Origin of the sequence: Zobellia laminariae, assembly GCF_030553095.1 — a bacterium.
GTDB classification, from domain to species: Bacteria; Bacteroidota; Bacteroidia; order Flavobacteriales; family Flavobacteriaceae; genus Zobellia; species Zobellia laminariae.
Genome location: NZ_CP130738.1, coordinates 526,253 through 543,552, shown reverse-complemented (window position 1 = coordinate 543,552; position 17,300 = coordinate 526,253). Strand labels below are relative to the sequence as shown.

The following is a 17,300-nucleotide window of genomic DNA, read 5'->3' as shown; positions in this document are numbered from 1 at the left end:
TTGTGGATAATACCAGAAGGGAATTTCAACCAGATTCTTCGTGTAATCCTATACCCTCGCATATTTTTGCTGAAGATATAAATTTTACAAGAAAAAACGTCCAATCGCTGAACTCAGCAATTGGACGTTTTTGTAAGTGTATTTGTTTAAGATTACTTGACCATCTCGTAGCTTCGCTTAATAAAGTTTGTCAATTCTTCACCTTTTAATAAGCCTTTAGAAAGACGAGCCAAGTCAATAGATTGGCTAATTAATCTTTCACGTTTCTTAGCTGTTTTGGTATTTAGAATTTCACCTACTAATTCAGAATTTGTGTTCACGATAAGGTTGTACATATCTGGCATAGCACCCATACCAAACATACCACCACCGCCACCAGTCTGTTGCATCTCTTTCATACGACGCATAAACTCAGGCTCAGTAATGATAAAAGGAGAAGCATCACTATCCATAGCTTCTAGCTGAACCGTGTAACTCTTATCAGTTATTACTTCCTCAAGATTCTTTTTAAGGGTTTCTTTTTCCTCATCAGATAATTTAGAGATTTGATTTTCCTCTTTTTTGATAAGGTTATCCAAATGGTCTGCATCTACCCGTGCAAAAGAAAGCTTCTCTTTAGACGTTTCTAATTTCTGCATTAAATGACCAATAATAGGAGAATCCATCAACAGAACTTCATATCCTTTAGCTTTTGCAGCTTCAATATAACTGTGCTGGGCAACCTCATCAGAAGCATAAAGAATTACGAGTTTATCATCCTTATCCGTTTGATTTCCTTTAATTTTTTCCTGAAGTTCTTCAAAAGTAAAATACTTACCATCTACAGTTGGGTAGAGTGCAAACTTATCGGCTTTCTCAAAGAATTTATCATCGCTAAGCATTCCGTATTCAATAACGATTTTAATATCGTTCCACTTCTGCTCAAATTCTTCTCTACTGTTTTTGAAGAGTGAATTTAATTTATCTGCAACTTTTCTAGAGATGTACGAAGAGATTTTCTTTACCGCACCATCTGCCTGAAGGTATGATCTAGAAACGTTCAACGGAATGTCCGGAGAATCAATTACACCACGTAACATAGTCAAGAATTCAGGTACAATACCTTCTACGTTATCAGTAACAAAAACTTGGTTTTGATACAGTTGTATACGATCTTTCTGTTGGTTAAGATCGTTGGTCATCTTTGGAAAATACAGAATACCGGTAAGGTTAAAAGGGTAGTCTACATTTAAGTGAATATGGAACAAAGGTTCCTCAAACTGCATTGGGTATAACTCACGGTAGAAGTTTTTGTAGTCATCAGCATCTAAATCCGCTGGTTGTTTAGTCCAAGCTGGGTTAGGGTTGTTAATGATGTTATCTACTTCTTGTGTAGGTGCTGGATCCTCTTCCTTAGCATCTTCTGGCTTAGGTAAAGTTTCCGTTTTCATACCAAACTTAATAGGAATAGGCATGAACTTGTTATACTTGTTCAAAAGCTCATTAATACGGCCTTCTTCTAGGAACTCCGTAGAATCTTCGGCAATATGAAGAATAATCTCTGTACCACGGTCTTGTTTATCACCTTATGGTTCCAATGTAAAGTTTGGAGAACCATCACAACTCCACAGAACTGCTTCAGAACCTTCTTTAAAGCTTTTGGTACTAATTTCTACTTTCTCGGCTACCATAAAAGCAGAATAAAAACCAAGACCAAAATGACCTATGATACCGCTTTCTTTAGCGCCATCTTCATATTTGTTCAAAAATTCTTCCGCACCAGAAAAGGCAAGTTCGTTAATGTATTTTTTGACCTCGTCTTCGGTCATACCAATACCTTGGTCCGTAATATGTATTTTTTTGCCTTCTTTATCAATCTTAACCTCGATCATTGGGTTGCCGTATTCTACTTTGGCTTCTCCAATAGAGGTAAGGTGTTTTAATTTTAAGGTAGCATCTGTTGCATTAGATATGAGCTCTCTTAAAAAGATCTCGTGGTCACTGTACAAAAATTTCTTTATCAGCGGAAAAATGTTTTCCACCGAAACATTGATTTTACCTGTAGACATAAATTATAAATTTTAGAAATGTTCTCGCCAGAGCTTGAACTTTGTTTAATACTTAGTTTCACTCTTCTGCATAGAAGAATCTGGTAGTGTTTACCTGCATGGTAGTTGTCAAAAAAAATACCACATATGAAGACTATGACAAACTGACATATTAGTGTGACGAAATGAGTACCATAATTTATTTTGTTTAATTTATTTTTAAATTTGTTAAACATTTTATATATTTGTTGGAGATGTGATTAAGATTGCTGTGAAAGAGAGAGTTTTTAATCAAGATCATATTTATAATCATTTATTGGTTAGGTTGTTTTGAAACGTGCTTTCTCCGGGAAGCACGTTTTGTGTTATACTATAAAATTGGTATACCGTTAACAGTAAATGCGGCACTTTAGGCGTAATTTTAATATATAAAATTGTTCAAAATGGTAGCGAAAACGAAAACAAAAAGAGTTACGGAAGATGATATTATAGAAATGTATATGGATTACGTTCTGGAGCACGAAAGCGTTCCTAAATCCATTTACAAGTTTTGTAAAGAGAATAAGGTTCCAGAGGCGGATTTTTATGCCTTTTTTGGTTCTGTAGAGAGTTTGCAGAAAGAAATTTGGAATAAATTTTATACCAATACAGAAGCTCTTCTGAATAAAAATAAGGAGTACGAAGGTTTTTCGAACAAGGAAAAAATGCTCACTTTTTTCTATACCTTCTTTGAGATGCTTACTCTAAATAGGAGTTATGTTCTATTTTCTTTAAAGCAGAACAGCAGTACTCTCAAAAATCTGGAACAGCTAAAAGGGCTGCGCAAGCACATTAAAGGTTTTGCAACAGGCCTTATAAACGATGCTAATACAGAAAAGAACCTGAAAATCACTAAATACAATCCACAACTTTTTTCAGAAGGAGCGTGGTTGCAGTTCTTATTCGTTCTTAAATTTTGGATGGATGATAATTCTGCAGGATTTGAAAAGACGGATATGGCCATTGAGAAATCAATCAATACCATATTTGACATATTTGATAATACACCGCTAGATAATATTATTGATTTCGGAAAATTCTTGTACAAAGAAACTTTTGCTTAATAACTAGTCATTGGAAACCCCCTTTCAAAACAAAATATATGAAGACACTTGATAGTATACCAACAGGTAAGATAGAAAGAGCCAGTAAATTGGTGAAGACGGGTGTGAAGATAGGTGGTAACTATGTGAAGTACTTTGGTAAAAAATTGGTTAATCCTGAGTTGGATAAAAATGAATTGAACGAAAATAATGCCGAGGATATTTACGACGGACTAAAAAAGTCTGAAGGGTAGTGCTCTTAAAGTTGCGCAAATGCTTAGTATGGAGAAAAATATATTGCCTAGGGCGTATGTAGATAAATTTTCTCTTTCTCAATTTTCTGTACCGCCACTTTCCGCGCCATTAGTGCGGAAAACGTTTAAAAAATATTTGGGTAAGTATCCTGAGGATTTGTTTGACACTTTTGATAAGGACAGTATTAATGCAGCCAGTATTGGCCAAGTTCATAAAGCAACAAAAGACGGGAAAGAATTAGCAGTCAAAATTCAGTACCCAGGAGTGGCCCAAAGTATTTCTAGTGATTTAGCTTTAGTAAAGCCCATTGCTATTAGAATGTTTAATCTACAAGGAAAAGATTCCGACAAATATTTTAAGGAAGTAGAGAACAAGTTAATTGAAGAGACTAACTATTTTCTGGAAATAGAACAAAGTATTAATATAACCGAAAGCTGTGCGGTTATAAAGAATCTTGAGTTTCCAAAGTATTATGAAGCGCTATCCAGTGAGCGTATTATTACTATGGATTGGATGTCTGGTCAGCATTTGAGTGAGTTCACCAATAAAGATTTTGATGAGGAAGTTGGTAATAAATTAGGTCAGACGCTATGGGATTTCTATATGTTTCAGATTCATTGGCTTAAAAAAGTTCATGCCGATCCGCATCCGGGAAACTTTTTAGTGAGTGAGGACCATACGTTAATTGCTATAGATTTTGGTTGTATTAAAGAAGTTCCGGATGAGTTCTATGTGCCTTATTTTGAATTGGCTCAAAAGCAAAATATAGAAAATGATACGGTTTTTACACAAAAAATGTATGAGTTGGAAATTCTAACAGAAACCGATACTCCGGAAGAAATTAAATTCTTTAAAGGGTTATTTAAAGAGATGCTTTCACTTTTAACTTCTCCATTCCATGAGGAGAATTTTGATTTTGGTGCAGATGATTTCTGGGACAAAATAGCCGATTTAAGCGAGCGTTATTCAAAAGATACGCAGATACGTAAAATGAATGGTAATAGGGGGTCTAAACACTTCTTGTATATGAACAGGACTTTCTTTGGTCTTTACAATCTATTACACGACCTAAAAGCTAAAATTGAAGTAAATAGTTATAAGCAATACATTTCTTAATTGAGATTATGTCAAAATTCATGCTATTTATTTTGCTTATCTTAGAAATTTACGGGTTACTTTGCAGTATGGTTTAGAGCTGTAGCTTTTAAAATAAAAAAAACCTTCTATGTATAATTCAAAAATAACGGGACTAGGATACTTCGTGCCCGAAAACGTAGTGACCAATGATGACTTGGCCAAGGTAATGGATACCAACGATGCGTGGATCCAAGAACGAACGGGTATTAAAGAAAGAAGACACGTGGTTAAAGGTGGAGACACTACAACAACCATGGGTGTAAAGGCGGCAAAAATCGCTATTGAACGTGCAGGTATTGATAAAGATGATATTGATTTTATTGTTTTTGCTACCCTAAGTCCAGATTACTATTTTCCTGGCACTGTGTTTTGGTACAACGAGATTTAGGTATTAAAACCGTCGGTGCTTTAGATGTAAGAAACCAATGTTCTGGTTTTATCTACGCATTAAGTGTGGCTGATCAGTATATTAAAACAGGTATGTACAAGAATGTTCTTGTAATTGGTTCTGAGTTGCATTCTCATGGTCTTGATATGACCACAAGAGGTAGATCTGTTTCGGTTATATTCGGAGATGGTGCAGGTGCAGCAGTATTGAGTAGGGAAGAAGATAACTCAAAAGGGCTACTTTCTACGCACTTGCATAGCGAAGGACAGCATGCCGAGGAATTATCTTTGATAGCTCCATAATGGGAAAACGTTGGGTTACGGATATTATTGAAGATAATGATCCTAACGATGAATCATTTTATCCTCATATGAACGGTCAGTTTGTATTTAAAAATGCAGTAGTAAGGTTTAGTGAGGTAATAATGGAAGGTTTAAAAACCAATGACCTTACGCCGGAAGACATAGATATGTTAGTGCCACACCAAGCTAACTTGCGTATTTCTCAGTTTATTCAAAAGAAATTCGGTCTAGGAGATGATCAAGTCTTTAATAACATCATGAAATACGGTAATACAACGGCAGCATCTATTCCAATTGCTCTTACTGAGGCATGGGAGAAAGGAAAAATTAAAGAAGGAGATTTAGTGGTTCTGGCCGCTTTTGGTAGTGGCTTCACTTGGGGTAGCGCTATTATAAAATGGTAACTTTATAGCAAAACAAAACCCCGATGTCTCCATCGGGGTTTCTGTCGTTGATGCTGCTATACTAAACACTAACCATTAACTATAAACATATAGCATTATCACCGACCAATATTTTTAAAAAGTTGTTCTTCAAAATATCGTCTTGTACAATAGACGGTTATTTTATCAAAAAGTTACATCTTAAATGAACTTTAACATCATATTTAACATATGAAAACAACATTAGTCTTCGGAACTTCCCTTAAACCTAGTAGATATAGTAATCTAGCCGTAAATAGGCTCTTAGATCATAATATCAAAACTGAAGCGTTTGGTTTGCGCGAGGGCAAAATTAGGGAAACACAAATAAAGACCAATTTAAATGATTTTCAAAGTATTCATACCATTACTTTATATATAGGTGCTGCTCGTCAGCCTGAGTATATCGACAAAATCCTACAAATAGCTCCAAAACGAGTCATTTTTAATCCCGGAACGGAAAACCCAGAATTTTACGAGTTACTGCAAAATGAAGGGATTGAGGCGGTTGTTGCGTGTACATTAGTGCTATTGGCAACAGGTCAATATTAAATGATCGATGAAATGCACGTAAGATTTTTCCTATAAAACTTTAACGTTTAAGGAGTTACGTTTTATCGGATATAACTGCAGGATTCTTATTTCGAATCAGCCACAGCCCTAGAAAAGTTAATAATCCGTTCAAAGGTAGTAATTCATATCCAAATTTGTAACCGCCTAAATATTCGGTTGGTAGGTTGGTAAACCCTATAATAGATAGAACGGATAATAAGGCAACAATCCATACATAATTATCTTTTATAGCATGTTTTGTGAATATACCAAAGGTAAATAGTCCTAGTAAAGGACCATAGGTATACGTGGCAACGGTTAGGAGACCGTCTATAACGTTTCGGTCCAAGATGTACTTGAACAAGATTACCGTAACAATCAGAAGAATACTCATTCCTACGTGAGTTGTCTTTCTAATTTTATTCTGGTCTTTTTCCGCTTTCTCATCAATGTTTAAGAAGTCTATACAAAAAGAGGTTGTTAGCGAGGTTAATGCGCTATCTGCGCTGCTATAGGCTGCGGCTATCAATCCTAGCATAAAGGTAACGGCAACAACTATTCCCAAGCCGCTGTTCATTGCAATTTCCGGAAAAAGTAGGTCAGGCTTTGGTTGGCCATCCATTAATGGAATAGCAATGTTAAATTTGGCTGCGTAGATAAACAAAAGTGCTCCTAACAAAAGGAAAACAAAATTCACAACAACTAGGACCAAACTGAAAGAAATCATGTTTTTTTGGGCATCTTTCAGCGATTTGCAGGTAAGATTTTTCTGCATCATATCTTGGTCTAGACCGGTCATGCAAATGGTGATGAACATGCCTCCAAAAAAGGATTTTAGAAAGTGGTTTTTATCAAAGAAACTATCTGTAAATAGTATTTGGTTGTATTGTTTTAATTCTTCCGATGCTAGAAATTCGGTAAAACTCCAGTCTAATTTCTGGTTGATAAAGTAAATGCTCAGTCCAACGGATAAAAGCATAAAGGCTGTTTGGAGGGTATCTGTCCAAACAATCGTTTTTATTCCACCTCTAAATGTATATATCCATATGAGTAAAATAGAGAGTATAACGGTAACTTCAAATGGTACGCCCAATTCATCAAATACAAATTGCTGTAGAACAATTGCTACTAAAAACAGCCTAAAAGCAGCTCCTAGAACCCTAGAGATAAAGAAAGACACAGCGCCTACCTTATAACTTACTATACCAAACCGCTTTTTTAGATATTCATAAATCGAGGTAACATTTAGTTGATAATAAATGGGTAAAAGAATAAAGGCTATGACAAAATAACCTGCCAGATAACCAAAAACAACTTGCATATAACTGAAGCCAGAAGCTTCTACCCAACCGGGCACAGAGATGAAGGTAACTCCTGAGAGAGAGGCACCTACCATTCCAAAAGCGACCAAGTACCAAGGAGAGGATTTTCCCGCCTTAAAAAAGTCGACATTAGAGTCGTTTTTTCCTGTAAAATAGGATATCAATAAAAGCAAGAGAAAATAAGCACCTATTAAGATTAGGATGTGCGTGGCGGTCATGTAATAAAATTTAAAACCAAAGTACAAAAAGTAAAAATAGTACGTAATTTTGTGACTATGGATTTTTCTTCAAAGCTTCTCGAGAATGCCGTTTACGAAATGTCGCAATTACCTGGTATAGGTAAACGCACGGCACTTCGGTTGGTTCTTCATTTGCTCAAACAACCTAAGGAACAGACAGAAAGGCTCTCAAATTCTTTGTTAAGCTTGCGTAGTGAGATAAAATTCTGCGAAAATTGCCATAACATTTCAGATGTGGCCGTTTGTGAAATTTGTGCCAATCCCAAAAGGGATAGGAGTCTGGTTTGCGTTGTTGAAGATATTCGTGATGTAATGGCTATTGAAAACACAAGTCAGTACAAAGGATTATATCATGTTTTAGGTGGAAAAATATCTCCTATGGAGGGAATTGGCCCGCAAGATTTAACTATTGGTTCTTTGGTGGAAAAAGCGCAAAAAGGAGAGGTTAAGGAGTTTATTTTTGCCTTAAGCTCTACTATGGAGGGTGATACGACCAATTTTTATATTTATAAGCAATTAAGCGGTTTGGATATTAATACTTCAACCATAGCGAGGGGAATAGCCGTTGGCGATGAGCTGGAATATGCCGATGAAGTCACGCTAGGGCGGAGCATATTAAACCGTATTCCATTTGAAGGTTCGTTAAAAGCGAATTAAATAATGTGACAAATATAACCGATAGGTGTTTTTTTTGGTATTTTTGCGACAAAATTAGAGTAAAAGCATTCTAAAATAAGAATATGTCAAAGTTTGAACTGAAATTACCGAGAATGGGTGAGAGTGTTGCGGAAGCAACGTTAACCACTTGGTTGAAAGAAGTTGGTGATACTATTGAATTGGATGAACCTATTTTTGAAATAGCTACTGATAAGGTAGATTCAGAGGTTCCAAGTGAAGTGGAGGGTATTTTAATCGAAAAACTTTTTGATATAGACGATGTAATCAAAGTGGGTGATACCGTAGCTATTATTGAAACAGAACAATCTATTGACGTAGCGCAGTCCGCTGTTCAAAGCGAACCGGTTGCTGCATCAAATGGTGCTGAGAAATCTGCTGCCATGGTAGAGGAAACCGTAAAAGTGGCCCAAGATGCTGTGAGTGCACCAGTACATCATAATCAAAAATCATCTTCTGAGCGCTTTTATTCGCCTTTGGTGAAAAATATAGCAAAACAAGAAGGTATTTCTGTTGCTGAACTTGATACAATAGCAGGTACGGGAAATGAAGGTCGTGTTACTAAAAATGATATTCTTGCCTATTTAGAAAATGGTGCCGTTAAAAAGGTTGAGCAGCCAGTAGAAAAAACGCCTGCTCCTAAGGTAGCAGCAGCTCCCGTTGTAAACCACAAGCCTTCTGCTGTTCAAGCTACTAATGGTTCTGGAATACCTCAAGGTGCAGATGCTGAGGTGTTACCTATGAGTAGAATGGGTAAGATGATTGCCAAGCATATGGTAGAGAGTGTGTCTACTTCTGCGCATGTTCAGAGCTTTATTGAGGTAGATGTTACTAAGATTGTTAATTGGAGAAATAAAGTAAAGAGCTCTTTTGAAAAGAGAGAAGGTGAGAAGTTGACTTTTACACCAATATTTATAGAAGCTGTAGCAAAAGCCCTTAAAAAATATCCTTTAATGAACATATCGCTAGTTGGCGATACGGTTATCAAGAAGAAAAATATTAACATAGGAATGGCAGCAGCTCTACCGGACGGCAATCTTATTGTTCCGGTAATTAAGAATGCAGACCAGTTAAATTTGGTTGGCATGGCTAAAGCAATAAACGATTTAGCTTTTAGGGCTAGAGAAAATAAGCTTAAGCCAGATGAGGTTCAAGATGGTACGTATACTGTAACCAATGTAGGAACTTTTGGTAGTGTTTTTGGTACGCCAATTATTAATCAACCTCAAGTGGGTATTCTTGCTTTAGGTGCTATCCGTAAAATTCCATCTGTAATAGAGACTCCAGAAGGAGATTTTATAGGAATTAGAAGTAAGATGTATCTTTCTCATAGCTATGATCATAGAGTGGTAAATGGAGCATTGGGTAGTATGTTTGCAAAAGCCGTAGCAGATTATTTAGAAGCTTGGGATGTAGATAGGGAGGTCTAAAGTGTTCTCTACACACTTTTCTGTTGAAGCATTCTTATTTTAAAGTTATATTTCTTTAAAATCTGTGAATTATTTTGGTTTTTCGGTACGCTTTCGCGAAAAATAGATTAATAATCTTATTTTCATGCGATAGATAAGTATCCATAAGGCTTTCCAAACCAATAATGCCAAATAGAAATTTCAACACGTCCTCACGACAAATTTTAAATTTGTTACGCTTCTTTTTGTTTATCGTTCCTCTTTTGGTATTTGCGCAAGAAGAGGGTGAAGGTAATGAGGTAAAAGAATCCTTAAAACTTTATATAGATTGTAACTGCGAGAAGAATTATCTACGGCAGGAAATCAATTATGTTAGTCACGTTCGTGATCAAGGGCAAGCCAATATTAAACTTTTTATTTATGACGTTACCAATGGTAGTGGTGGGCGTACGTACATGCTAGAATTTGAGGGTGTAGATGATTATAAAGAGATCTTTGGCAAGCTCACCTATGATAGTACGGCCAGTATGACGGATGATGAGGTCCGTAAAGGACTTTTGAAAAAAGTGCAGTCGGGTCTTCTTCAGTACGTTTTAGAGTCGGACTTGGCGGAAAATATCACGTATACTGTTAATAAGGATGGGCTTGGTGAGATTCAAGAAGTTGATTTTAGGGATCCTTGGAACAATTGGATTTTTGAAGTCTATGGAGAGGCAAAGATTAAAAGGGAGTCTAGCCGTAAGGAATTTGAATATGAATTGGGTTTTCAAAGTGATCATGTAACGGAAAAACTACGGATCCGAAGTGATTTGCAAATTAACCAAGCAAATAAAGAAATCATCAACGATGATGAAACTTTTACAAGCGAGCGCTTCAGGTATTCTGCAGATGCTAGTGTCGTTGCTAGTTTGTCAGACCATTGGTCTGCAGGTGTTTTTGGTGGTGTACAACATAATACTTTTACGAATCTGGACTTTAGATATTACGCTAAGGCCAGCAATAGAATATAATATCTATCCTTACAAAGAGGTACTACGTAGAGAAATCGTTTTTGCTTATAAAATCGGTTATTTTCACAATGATTATATAGAGCAGACCATTTACCTTAAGGATACGGAAGGTATCTTCAGCCACTCCCTAGATGTACAGGTAAGGTATCGTCAACCTTGGGGTAATGTATACGCCCGCTTAATTGGGTCTACTTTTTTGAACGATTTTACTAAGAATAGAATTCAGCTGAACGGTAGTTTTTCCGTACGTCTTTTAAAGGGTCTCGCAGCTCGGTTTTCGGGAAGATTTGAGTTAATTAGAGATCAAATAAATTTACCTTATGGAGATGCTTCTTTAGAGGATGTATTGCTACAACAAAAGCAGATTGCTACGGATTATGAGACCAGTCTTAGCGTAGGGCTTAGTTATACCTTTGGTTCAGCTTTCAATAATGTAATAAATACAAGATTGTAGTGGTATTTTCTTTATTAAGAAAAGTATAGATATGTTTTCTTGAACCTTGTTAAATAGTATCTTTGTTAAAAAAATAGCGAAAAACATGGAGCTTAATCTCACGCGTCCCATTTGTTTTTTTGATTTGGAAACTACGGGTACCAATGTTGCCAAAGACCGAATTGTAGAAATATCTGTTTTAAAAGTATATCCTAACGGGAATAAAGAAAGTAAGACCTTATTGGTAAATCCAGAAATGGAAATCCCTGAAGAGGTGGTTGCTATTCATGGTATTTCCAATGAAAAAGTGGCCAATGAGCCAACTTTTAAAGAACTTTCTAGGACTATTTATGCCATGATAAAGGATTGTGATTTGGGCGGATTTAATTCTGACCGTTTTGATATTCCGCTATTGGCTGAAGAAATGTTGCGTGCAGAGCTAGACTTTGATATGAAGAGCATGGTTTCTATAGATGTTCAAACTATATTCCATAAAATGGAAAAGCGCACTTTAGTGGCTGCTTACAAGTTTTATTGCGATAAAGACCTTACAGATGCCCATAGTGCAGAAGCGGATACGCTAGCAACATATGAGGTGTTATTGTCTCAATTGGATAAATATCCGGAGCTTGAGAATAATGTAAAAAAACTAGCTGAATTTTCTACTCATCGCCAGTTTGCAGATTTTGCAGGCTTCTTAGGATATGATGAAGATGGAGCTGAAGTTTTTGCATTTGGTAAACATAAAGGCAGAAAAGTACTAGATGTACTTGAGAAGGAACCTTACTACTTCGGGTGGATTCTAAATGCCGATTTTCCCCTGTACACCAAAAAGGTGTTGACACAAGTAAAATTGAGTCAGCTCAATAATAAGTTAGGTTAGAAAATTTTAAAAAGGTTTCAATGAAAATTATCTGTATCGGTAGAAACTATACTGAGCATATAGAGGAGTTGGCTAATGAAAGGCCTGAAGAACCTGTAGTTTTTATTAAGCCAGATTCTGCAATCTTGCCAAAAGAACAGGATTTCTATATTCCTGATTTTTCTAAAGACGTACACTATGAAGTTGAAGTGCTCGTTAAGATAAAAAAAGTAGGAAAGCATATTAGTGAGAAATTTGCCCATAATTATTATGATGAGATAGGTTTGGGTATAGATTTTACGGCTAGAGACCTGCAATCCAAACTAAAAGAAAAAGGTCTTCCTTGGGAAAAAGCAAAAGGTTTTGATGGTGCAGCGGTCATAGGAGAGTGGCTTCCAAAGACAGATTTTAAGGATTTAAACAATATAAATTTCTCTTTATTAAAGAATGAAAGAGAAGTGCAAAAGGGGAATACTGGTCTCATGCTCTGGAAGATAGATGAGCTTGTTTCGTACGTTTCTCAATTCTTTATGTTAAAAAAAGGCGATGTAATATTTACTGGAACACCAGCAGGTGTTGGTAGAATTGAAGCAAATGACTACCTTTCGGGGGTTCTGGAGGGGCGTGAACTTTTCCATTTAAAAGTAAAATAATGATTTACAATCTTGATAAAATCAATGAAATGGCTGAAGGAGATGAAGATTTCATCAACTCTGTTATTTCAGTATTTTTAGAAGAAGTGCCACAGGATCTTGAGCTTCTTGAAATTGCGTTAAATGAGCAAAACCATGACCAGGTTTACAAATTAGCTCATAAAATTAAGCCCAATGTAGATTTGCTGGGTATGGAGCAGACTCGTGCCGCGGCCTTACAAATAGAAACTTTAGGGAAGGCAGAAGCCAATATGTCCGAGATACAAGTGGTTTTTCCATTGTTGAAAAAAGACATATATCAAGTGGTATCTGAGTTGAAAAAAGATTTCAATATCTGATGCTTGCCGAAATTATTACCATTGGCGATGAAATTCTAATTGGTCAGATTGTTGATACCAATTCCGTTTTTATTTCCAAAGAACTTAATAAAATTGGAGTGTCCGTTTATCAGATTACTTCAATTCAAGATGACAAGGAACATATTCTTCAAGCGCTAGAAGACGTTAAAAAGAGAGTTCAAGTTGTTATCATAACCGGAGGTCTTGGTCCGACCAAAGACGATATTACAAAACATACCCTGTGTGAGTTTTTAACGACACCTTGGTAGAAGACGCAAGTGTTCTAGCACATGTGGAAGAACTGTTCAAAAAGTATATTACTTCTACTCCTATTTCGGATATCAATAAAAAACAAGCTCTGGTTCCATCCAAGGCTACAGTTTTACATAATGCATTTGGTACTGCACCTGGCATGTGGATACAAGAAGACGGTGTAGCATTTGTTTCGCTTCCCGGAGTTCCTTATGAAATGAAAAATTTAATGACGGACAAGGTCATTCCAAAAATCATTTCCGATTTTAATCGTCCTTTTATTTTGCATAGAACTGTTGTCACCTATGGTTTAGGTGAAAGCGCTATTGCTGAAAAAATAGAAGATTGGGAGAATAATTTACCTGCGTTTATCAAATTGGCATATTTACCAAATTTGGGAAAAGTAAGGTTACGATTGAGTGCTAAAGGGTCAAATAAGCAAGAACTAGAAGAATCCGTAGAAGCAGAACTTAAAAAACTATACCCGTTAATTGGCGATATTGTATATGGCACTGAAGACGAGGAGACTTTAGAGCAAGTGGTCGCTAAACTATTTACCGAGAAAAATTTAACGCTGTCTACAGCAGAGAGTTTTACGGGAGGTAAAATTGCTGAACAACTAACAGCCTTGCCAAGGCTTCAGCTTACTTTAAGGGCAGTGTGGTGAGCTACGCTACCGAAGCTAAGATAAATGTTCTTAAGGTCCCCAGAGATGTCATTGTAACATATTCTGTTGTGAGTGCGGAAGTAGCTATGGAGATGGCAGAAAATGTAAGGCATTTGTTCAAAACCCATTACGCAATTGCTACTACAGGAAATGCCGGACCAACAAAAGGTGACTCAGATGCAGAGATTGGAACGGTCTTTATTGCTATAGCAACTCCTAGTGGTGTTTATGCTCATGAATTCAATATGGGCAACCATAGAGAGCGCATTGTGGAGAAGTCGGTGAACAAGGCTTTAGAGCTATTGCAAAAAGAAATTTCAAAAATCTGAAATATTGTTTTGTGCATCCATAAAAATGACATAAATTTGCACCCTGTTTAAAGAAAAATCTGCGGGATGTCAAAAGTTTGTGAAATTACGGGAAAGAGAGCGATGTTTGGAAACAACGTATCGTTTTCTATAAATAAGACTAAAAGAAGATTCAATGTCAATCTTTCTAAGAAACGTTTTTATATTCCCGAAGAGGACCGTTGGGTAACCTTAAAGGTTTCTGCAAAGGCGTTGAAGATTATCAACAAAAAGGGTATTTCTGCTGTTTTGAAAGACGCGAAGGCAGAAGGATTGGTAAAATAAGCTAGAATACGATGGCAAAGAAAGGAAATAGAATACAAGTAATTTTGGAATGTACCGAGCACAAAGAGTCGGGACAATATAGTACTTCAAGGTACATTACTACCAAGAACAAAAAGAACACTCCGGAAAGAATGGAGATTAAAAAGTTCAATCCTATTTTGAAGAGGATGACAATCCATAAGGAGATTAAATAAGTTTTCGTTTTAACGAGAACATAAAAGCATATTAGTCATGGCAAAAAAGACGGTAGCAAGTTTACAGACAAGTTCAAAGAGATTGACAAAAGCCATCAAGATGGTGAAATCAGAAAAAAGTGGATCATATACTTTTGTTGAGTCAGTTATGGCCCCAGAAGCGGTCAACGATTGGTTGTCTAAAAAGTAAGATACTTTTAAAGTATTACAAAGCCTCTTCATTAAGAAGGGGCTTTTTTTGTTGGTTACCATCTAGGTAAAGGAAGCACTCACTAGTAGCAGGTGTCCTTCAAGTAATTGTAGTATCATTTAAAGTAAAAACTTCCAGCTTACTTTATTATCTTTGAGACTATTAATACAAAGAACACATGAGTTTATTCAAGAATATATTTTCTTCAAAGAAAAAGGAAAGCCTTGATAAGGGCTTAGAGAAAACAAAAACTTCTTTTCTCTCTAAGCTTAGTAAAGCTGTTGCGGGTAAGTCTAAAGTAGATGATGATGTATTGGATAATCTGGAGGAAGTTCTTGTTTCTTCGGATGTTGGAGTAACTACAACCCTAAAAATCATAGATCGTATAGAGGCTCGTGTTTCTAAGGATAAATATATGGGCACGGAAGAGCTCAATACTATTCTTCGGGAGGAAATCTCTAGTCTTCTTTCGGAAACCAATCTTGGTAGTGAAACAGAATTTTCAGTACCAAAAGATAAAAAGCCTTACGTAATTATGGTAGTTGGTGTTAATGGTGTGGGTAAAACTACAACCATTGGTAAATTAGCTTATCAATTTAAAAAGCAAGGTTTAAAAGTAGTTTTAGGTGCGGCGGATACTTTTCGTGCTGCGGCCATAGATCAATTACAAGTTTGGGCAGATCGAGTTGATGTGCCCATCGTAAAACAAAGTATGGGTAGCGACCCGGCTTCAGTTGCTTTTGATACTTTAAGTTCTGCAGTCAAGCAAGATGCAGATGTTGTGATTATAGATACTGCAGGTCGTCTTCATAATAAGGTGAACTTAATGAACGAGTTGACCAAGGTAAAACGAGTAATGCAAAAAGTAGTAGACAATACGCCTCATGAGGTTATGTTGGTGCTTGACGGTTCTACGGGTCAAAATGCTTTTGAGCAAGCCAAGGAATTTACCAAGGCAACAGAAGTTACTTCATTAGCGGTCACAAAATTAGACGGTACAGCAAAAGGAGGAGTTGTTATTGGTATATCTGATCAATTTCAAATTCCTGTAAAGTATATTGGAGTAGGTGAGGGCATTGAAGATCTACAGGTGTTTAATAAGCATGAATTTGTAGACTCATTCTTTAATGTCTAATTATATTTAATTCATAATAGCATTCAGTTTTCCCCATAATTCATTATCAAAACTAGAGAGTCCTAATTGTGTTTCTCCGGCAGTTTCGCCAGATCTAATAACTACCAAGCTCTTACTAGGTACTACATAGATTTTCTGGTCATTTGCACCTAACGCAGCAAATAAATCAGAAGGTGCGTCTGGTATGAGGTTACTAGCAACAACTTGTTGAGAAGTGGTTCCCATATAGCTTTGCTTTCCATTAAGCCACCAGAGATAACCATAACTTTTATTAAGTTCTTGGGAAGTAGTAGTCATTTCATTGAAGTAATCTTCACTAATAATAATGTTGTCATCCCAAGTACCTTTGTTTAGGGCGAGCAGTCCAAATCTAGCCATACTACGCGTGTTGCTATTATAAATGTTTAGCCCTAATGTTTTTGTCCAATTCCCTTGCATTCCTATTCGGTCTTCAAGTTTTGCTTTTCCATAGCTTTGAAAGCCTACACCTGTAGTCTGGGTAAGAATATCTTGAAGGAGAATAAAAGCGCCTTGGTGGTAGGCCCAACGTGTTCCGGCATCTGCGGTATAGTCCAAGCAATTTGGTGTGGTGCATACCCATGGGATATAATCTCCCACATGGTCTGTGAGACCAGTGGTCATGCTTAGATGGTGTTGTACAGTAATTAGGTCTTCTTTCTCTGTGGGTAACGAACTCCAATTCATGCCAAGATAATCAGATGTTTTATCTTCAATATTTAGTAAACCTTCCTCTTGGGCAATACCCGCAATGGTAGCGGTTAAGCTTTTGGCTGCGGAAAACCAAGTCCATTGTGCATTTGCATTATGACCATTAAAGTATTCTTCTATTACAATGCGCCCATCCACCAAAACCATGAATCCTTTGGTCTTATTATTTTTTAAATAGGTGTTCAAAGCTGCTATTTCGGTTTCGTTCCAGTTTAATTCGGCTGGTGTAATTGTTTCCCATTCGGTATCAGCTATTGCAGGAAAGTACATCTCTTGAACTTCCGTCTCAATTTGGGGCTCTACCTTGTCTTTGGAACAGCTAGTGAGGACTACTAAAATAAGACTCAGAATAGTAGAAGTTATATATTTCATGACTTAGATTTCTTATTCGACAT

The 17,300-nt window shown here is 36.5% G+C and carries 15 protein-coding genes and 4 pseudogenes; 16 read left to right on the top strand and 3 right to left on the bottom strand.

Going from position 1 to position 17,300, the window contains the following annotated elements; translation table 11 throughout:
* Positions 1–152 precede the first annotated feature (152 nt).
* A pseudogene (gene htpG / locus Q5W13_RS02760) lies at positions 153–2,048 on the bottom strand (molecular chaperone HtpG).
* 422 nt (positions 2,049–2,470) lie between these two features.
* Here htpG and Q5W13_RS02755 point away from each other — a divergent pair.
* The 4 genes and pseudogenes from Q5W13_RS02755 to Q5W13_RS02740 all read left to right on the top strand — a co-directional run bounded on the left by Q5W13_RS02755 (position 2,471) and on the right by Q5W13_RS02740 (position 6,165).
* A complete protein-coding gene (locus Q5W13_RS02755) occupies positions 2,471–3,130 on the top strand; it encodes a TetR family transcriptional regulator C-terminal domain-containing protein (protein ID WP_304445306.1) in 660 nt (219 codons plus the stop codon).
* Positions 3,131–3,168: 38 nt separating this feature from the next.
* Positions 3,169–4,480 (top strand): annotated as a pseudogene (locus Q5W13_RS02750) (ABC1 kinase family protein).
* A 109-nt stretch (positions 4,481–4,589) separates the two neighbouring features.
* A pseudogene (locus Q5W13_RS02745) lies at positions 4,590–5,595 on the top strand (3-oxoacyl-ACP synthase III family protein).
* A 210-nt stretch (positions 5,596–5,805) separates the two neighbouring features.
* Positions 5,806–6,165, top strand: coding sequence for a CoA-binding protein (locus Q5W13_RS02740; protein WP_155597470.1), 360 nt, complete (start codon positions 5,806–5,808; stop codon positions 6,163–6,165).
* A gap of 55 nt (positions 6,166–6,220) precedes the next feature.
* On the opposite strand, the gene Q5W13_RS02735 is transcribed toward Q5W13_RS02740, so the two are convergent.
* Positions 6,221–7,705 carry a sodium:solute symporter gene (locus Q5W13_RS02735; RefSeq protein ID WP_304445305.1) on the bottom strand — a complete coding sequence of 495 codons (1,485 nt, stop codon included), beginning with the start codon at positions 7,703–7,705 and terminating at the stop codon, positions 6,221–6,223.
* 57 nt (positions 7,706–7,762) lie between these two features.
* On the opposite strand from Q5W13_RS02735, the gene recR reads away from it, so the two are divergent.
* The 12 genes and pseudogenes from recR to ftsY all read left to right on the top strand — a co-directional run bounded on the left by recR (position 7,763) and on the right by ftsY (position 16,176).
* A complete protein-coding gene (recR, locus tag Q5W13_RS02730) occupies positions 7,763–8,383 on the top strand; it encodes a recombination mediator RecR (RefSeq protein ID WP_155597468.1) in 621 nt (206 codons plus the stop codon).
* 83 nt (positions 8,384–8,466) lie between these two features.
* Positions 8,467–9,831 (top strand): dihydrolipoamide acetyltransferase family protein, encoded by a 1,365-nt coding sequence (locus tag Q5W13_RS02725; RefSeq protein WP_304445304.1) that lies wholly within the window; start codon positions 8,467–8,469, stop codon positions 9,829–9,831.
* 209 nt (positions 9,832–10,040) lie between these two features.
* The gene (locus tag Q5W13_RS02720; protein ID WP_304445303.1) at positions 10,041–10,820 is read left to right on the top strand and encodes a hypothetical protein; all 780 of its coding nucleotides are present in this window, start codon (positions 10,041–10,043) and stop codon (positions 10,818–10,820) included.
* Positions 10,753–11,274: a hypothetical protein gene (locus Q5W13_RS02715; RefSeq protein WP_304445302.1), complete on the top strand. Its 522-nt coding sequence runs from the start codon at positions 10,753–10,755 to the stop codon at positions 11,272–11,274. The genes Q5W13_RS02720 and Q5W13_RS02715 overlap by 68 nt, the downstream gene beginning before the upstream one ends.
* Before the next feature lie 85 nt (positions 11,275–11,359).
* Positions 11,360–12,136, top strand: a complete 777-nt coding sequence (locus Q5W13_RS02710; RefSeq protein ID WP_304445301.1) for a 3'-5' exonuclease — start codon at positions 11,360–11,362, stop codon at positions 12,134–12,136.
* A gap of 20 nt (positions 12,137–12,156) precedes the next feature.
* Positions 12,157–12,768 (top strand): fumarylacetoacetate hydrolase family protein, encoded by a 612-nt coding sequence (locus tag Q5W13_RS02705; RefSeq protein ID WP_304445300.1) that lies wholly within the window; start codon positions 12,157–12,159, stop codon positions 12,766–12,768.
* The gene (locus tag Q5W13_RS02700; RefSeq protein ID WP_155597463.1) at positions 12,768–13,106 is read left to right on the top strand and encodes an Hpt domain-containing protein; all 339 of its coding nucleotides are present in this window, start codon (positions 12,768–12,770) and stop codon (positions 13,104–13,106) included. The genes Q5W13_RS02705 and Q5W13_RS02700 overlap by 1 nt, the downstream gene beginning before the upstream one ends.
* A pseudogene (locus Q5W13_RS02695) lies at positions 13,106–14,354 on the top strand (competence/damage-inducible protein A). Before Q5W13_RS02700 ends, Q5W13_RS02695 begins: the two are co-directional and overlap by 1 nt.
* A gap of 66 nt (positions 14,355–14,420) precedes the next feature.
* Positions 14,421–14,657, top strand: coding sequence for a 50S ribosomal protein L28 (gene rpmB, locus Q5W13_RS02690; RefSeq protein ID WP_155597461.1), 237 nt, complete (start codon positions 14,421–14,423; stop codon positions 14,655–14,657).
* 11 nt (positions 14,658–14,668) lie between these two features.
* Positions 14,669–14,851 carry a 50S ribosomal protein L33 gene (gene rpmG, locus Q5W13_RS02685; RefSeq protein WP_304445299.1) on the top strand — a complete coding sequence of 61 codons (183 nt, stop codon included), beginning with the start codon at positions 14,669–14,671 and terminating at the stop codon, positions 14,849–14,851.
* 37 nt (positions 14,852–14,888) lie between these two features.
* Positions 14,889–15,041 (top strand): DUF4295 domain-containing protein, encoded by a 153-nt coding sequence (locus Q5W13_RS02680; RefSeq protein WP_155597460.1) that lies wholly within the window; start codon positions 14,889–14,891, stop codon positions 15,039–15,041.
* Positions 15,042–15,219: 178 nt separating this feature from the next.
* The gene (ftsY, locus tag Q5W13_RS02675; protein ID WP_304445298.1) at positions 15,220–16,176 is read left to right on the top strand and encodes a signal recognition particle-docking protein FtsY; all 957 of its coding nucleotides are present in this window, start codon (positions 15,220–15,222) and stop codon (positions 16,174–16,176) included.
* A 6-nt stretch (positions 16,177–16,182) separates the two neighbouring features.
* On the opposite strand, the gene Q5W13_RS02670 is transcribed toward ftsY, so the two are convergent.
* On the bottom strand, positions 16,183–17,277 hold the full coding sequence (locus Q5W13_RS02670; RefSeq protein ID WP_304445297.1) for a serine hydrolase domain-containing protein: 1,095 nt from the start codon (positions 17,275–17,277) through the stop codon (positions 16,183–16,185).
* Between the last annotated feature and the right edge of the window lie 23 nt (positions 17,278–17,300).

Excerpts from the sequence above, each read along its gene's own strand:
- Q5W13_RS02755 (WP_304445306.1), top strand. The coding sequence starts at position 2,471 with ATGGTAGCGAAAACGAAAACAAAAAGAGTTACGGAAGATGATATTATA.
- Q5W13_RS02740 (WP_155597470.1), top strand. The coding sequence starts at position 5,806 with ATGAAAACAACATTAGTCTTCGGAACTTCCCTTAAACCTAGTAGATAT.
- Q5W13_RS02735 (WP_304445305.1), bottom strand. The coding sequence starts at position 7,705 with ATGACCGCCACGCACATCCTAATCTTAATAGGTGCTTATTTTCTCTTG.
- recR (WP_155597468.1), top strand. The coding sequence starts at position 7,763 with ATGGATTTTTCTTCAAAGCTTCTCGAGAATGCCGTTTACGAAATGTCG.
- Q5W13_RS02725 (WP_304445304.1), top strand. The coding sequence starts at position 8,467 with ATGTCAAAGTTTGAACTGAAATTACCGAGAATGGGTGAGAGTGTTGCG.
- Q5W13_RS02710 (WP_304445301.1), top strand. The coding sequence starts at position 11,360 with ATGGAGCTTAATCTCACGCGTCCCATTTGTTTTTTTGATTTGGAAACT.
- Q5W13_RS02705 (WP_304445300.1), top strand. The coding sequence starts at position 12,157 with ATGAAAATTATCTGTATCGGTAGAAACTATACTGAGCATATAGAGGAG.
- Q5W13_RS02700 (WP_155597463.1), top strand. The coding sequence starts at position 12,768 with ATGATTTACAATCTTGATAAAATCAATGAAATGGCTGAAGGAGATGAA.
- rpmB (WP_155597461.1), top strand. The coding sequence starts at position 14,421 with ATGTCAAAAGTTTGTGAAATTACGGGAAAGAGAGCGATGTTTGGAAAC.
- rpmG (WP_304445299.1), top strand. The coding sequence starts at position 14,669 with ATGGCAAAGAAAGGAAATAGAATACAAGTAATTTTGGAATGTACCGAG.
- Q5W13_RS02680 (WP_155597460.1), top strand. The coding sequence starts at position 14,889 with ATGGCAAAAAAGACGGTAGCAAGTTTACAGACAAGTTCAAAGAGATTG.
- ftsY (WP_304445298.1), top strand. The coding sequence starts at position 15,220 with ATGAGTTTATTCAAGAATATATTTTCTTCAAAGAAAAAGGAAAGCCTT.
- Q5W13_RS02670 (WP_304445297.1), bottom strand. The coding sequence starts at position 17,277 with ATGAAATATATAACTTCTACTATTCTGAGTCTTATTTTAGTAGTCCTC.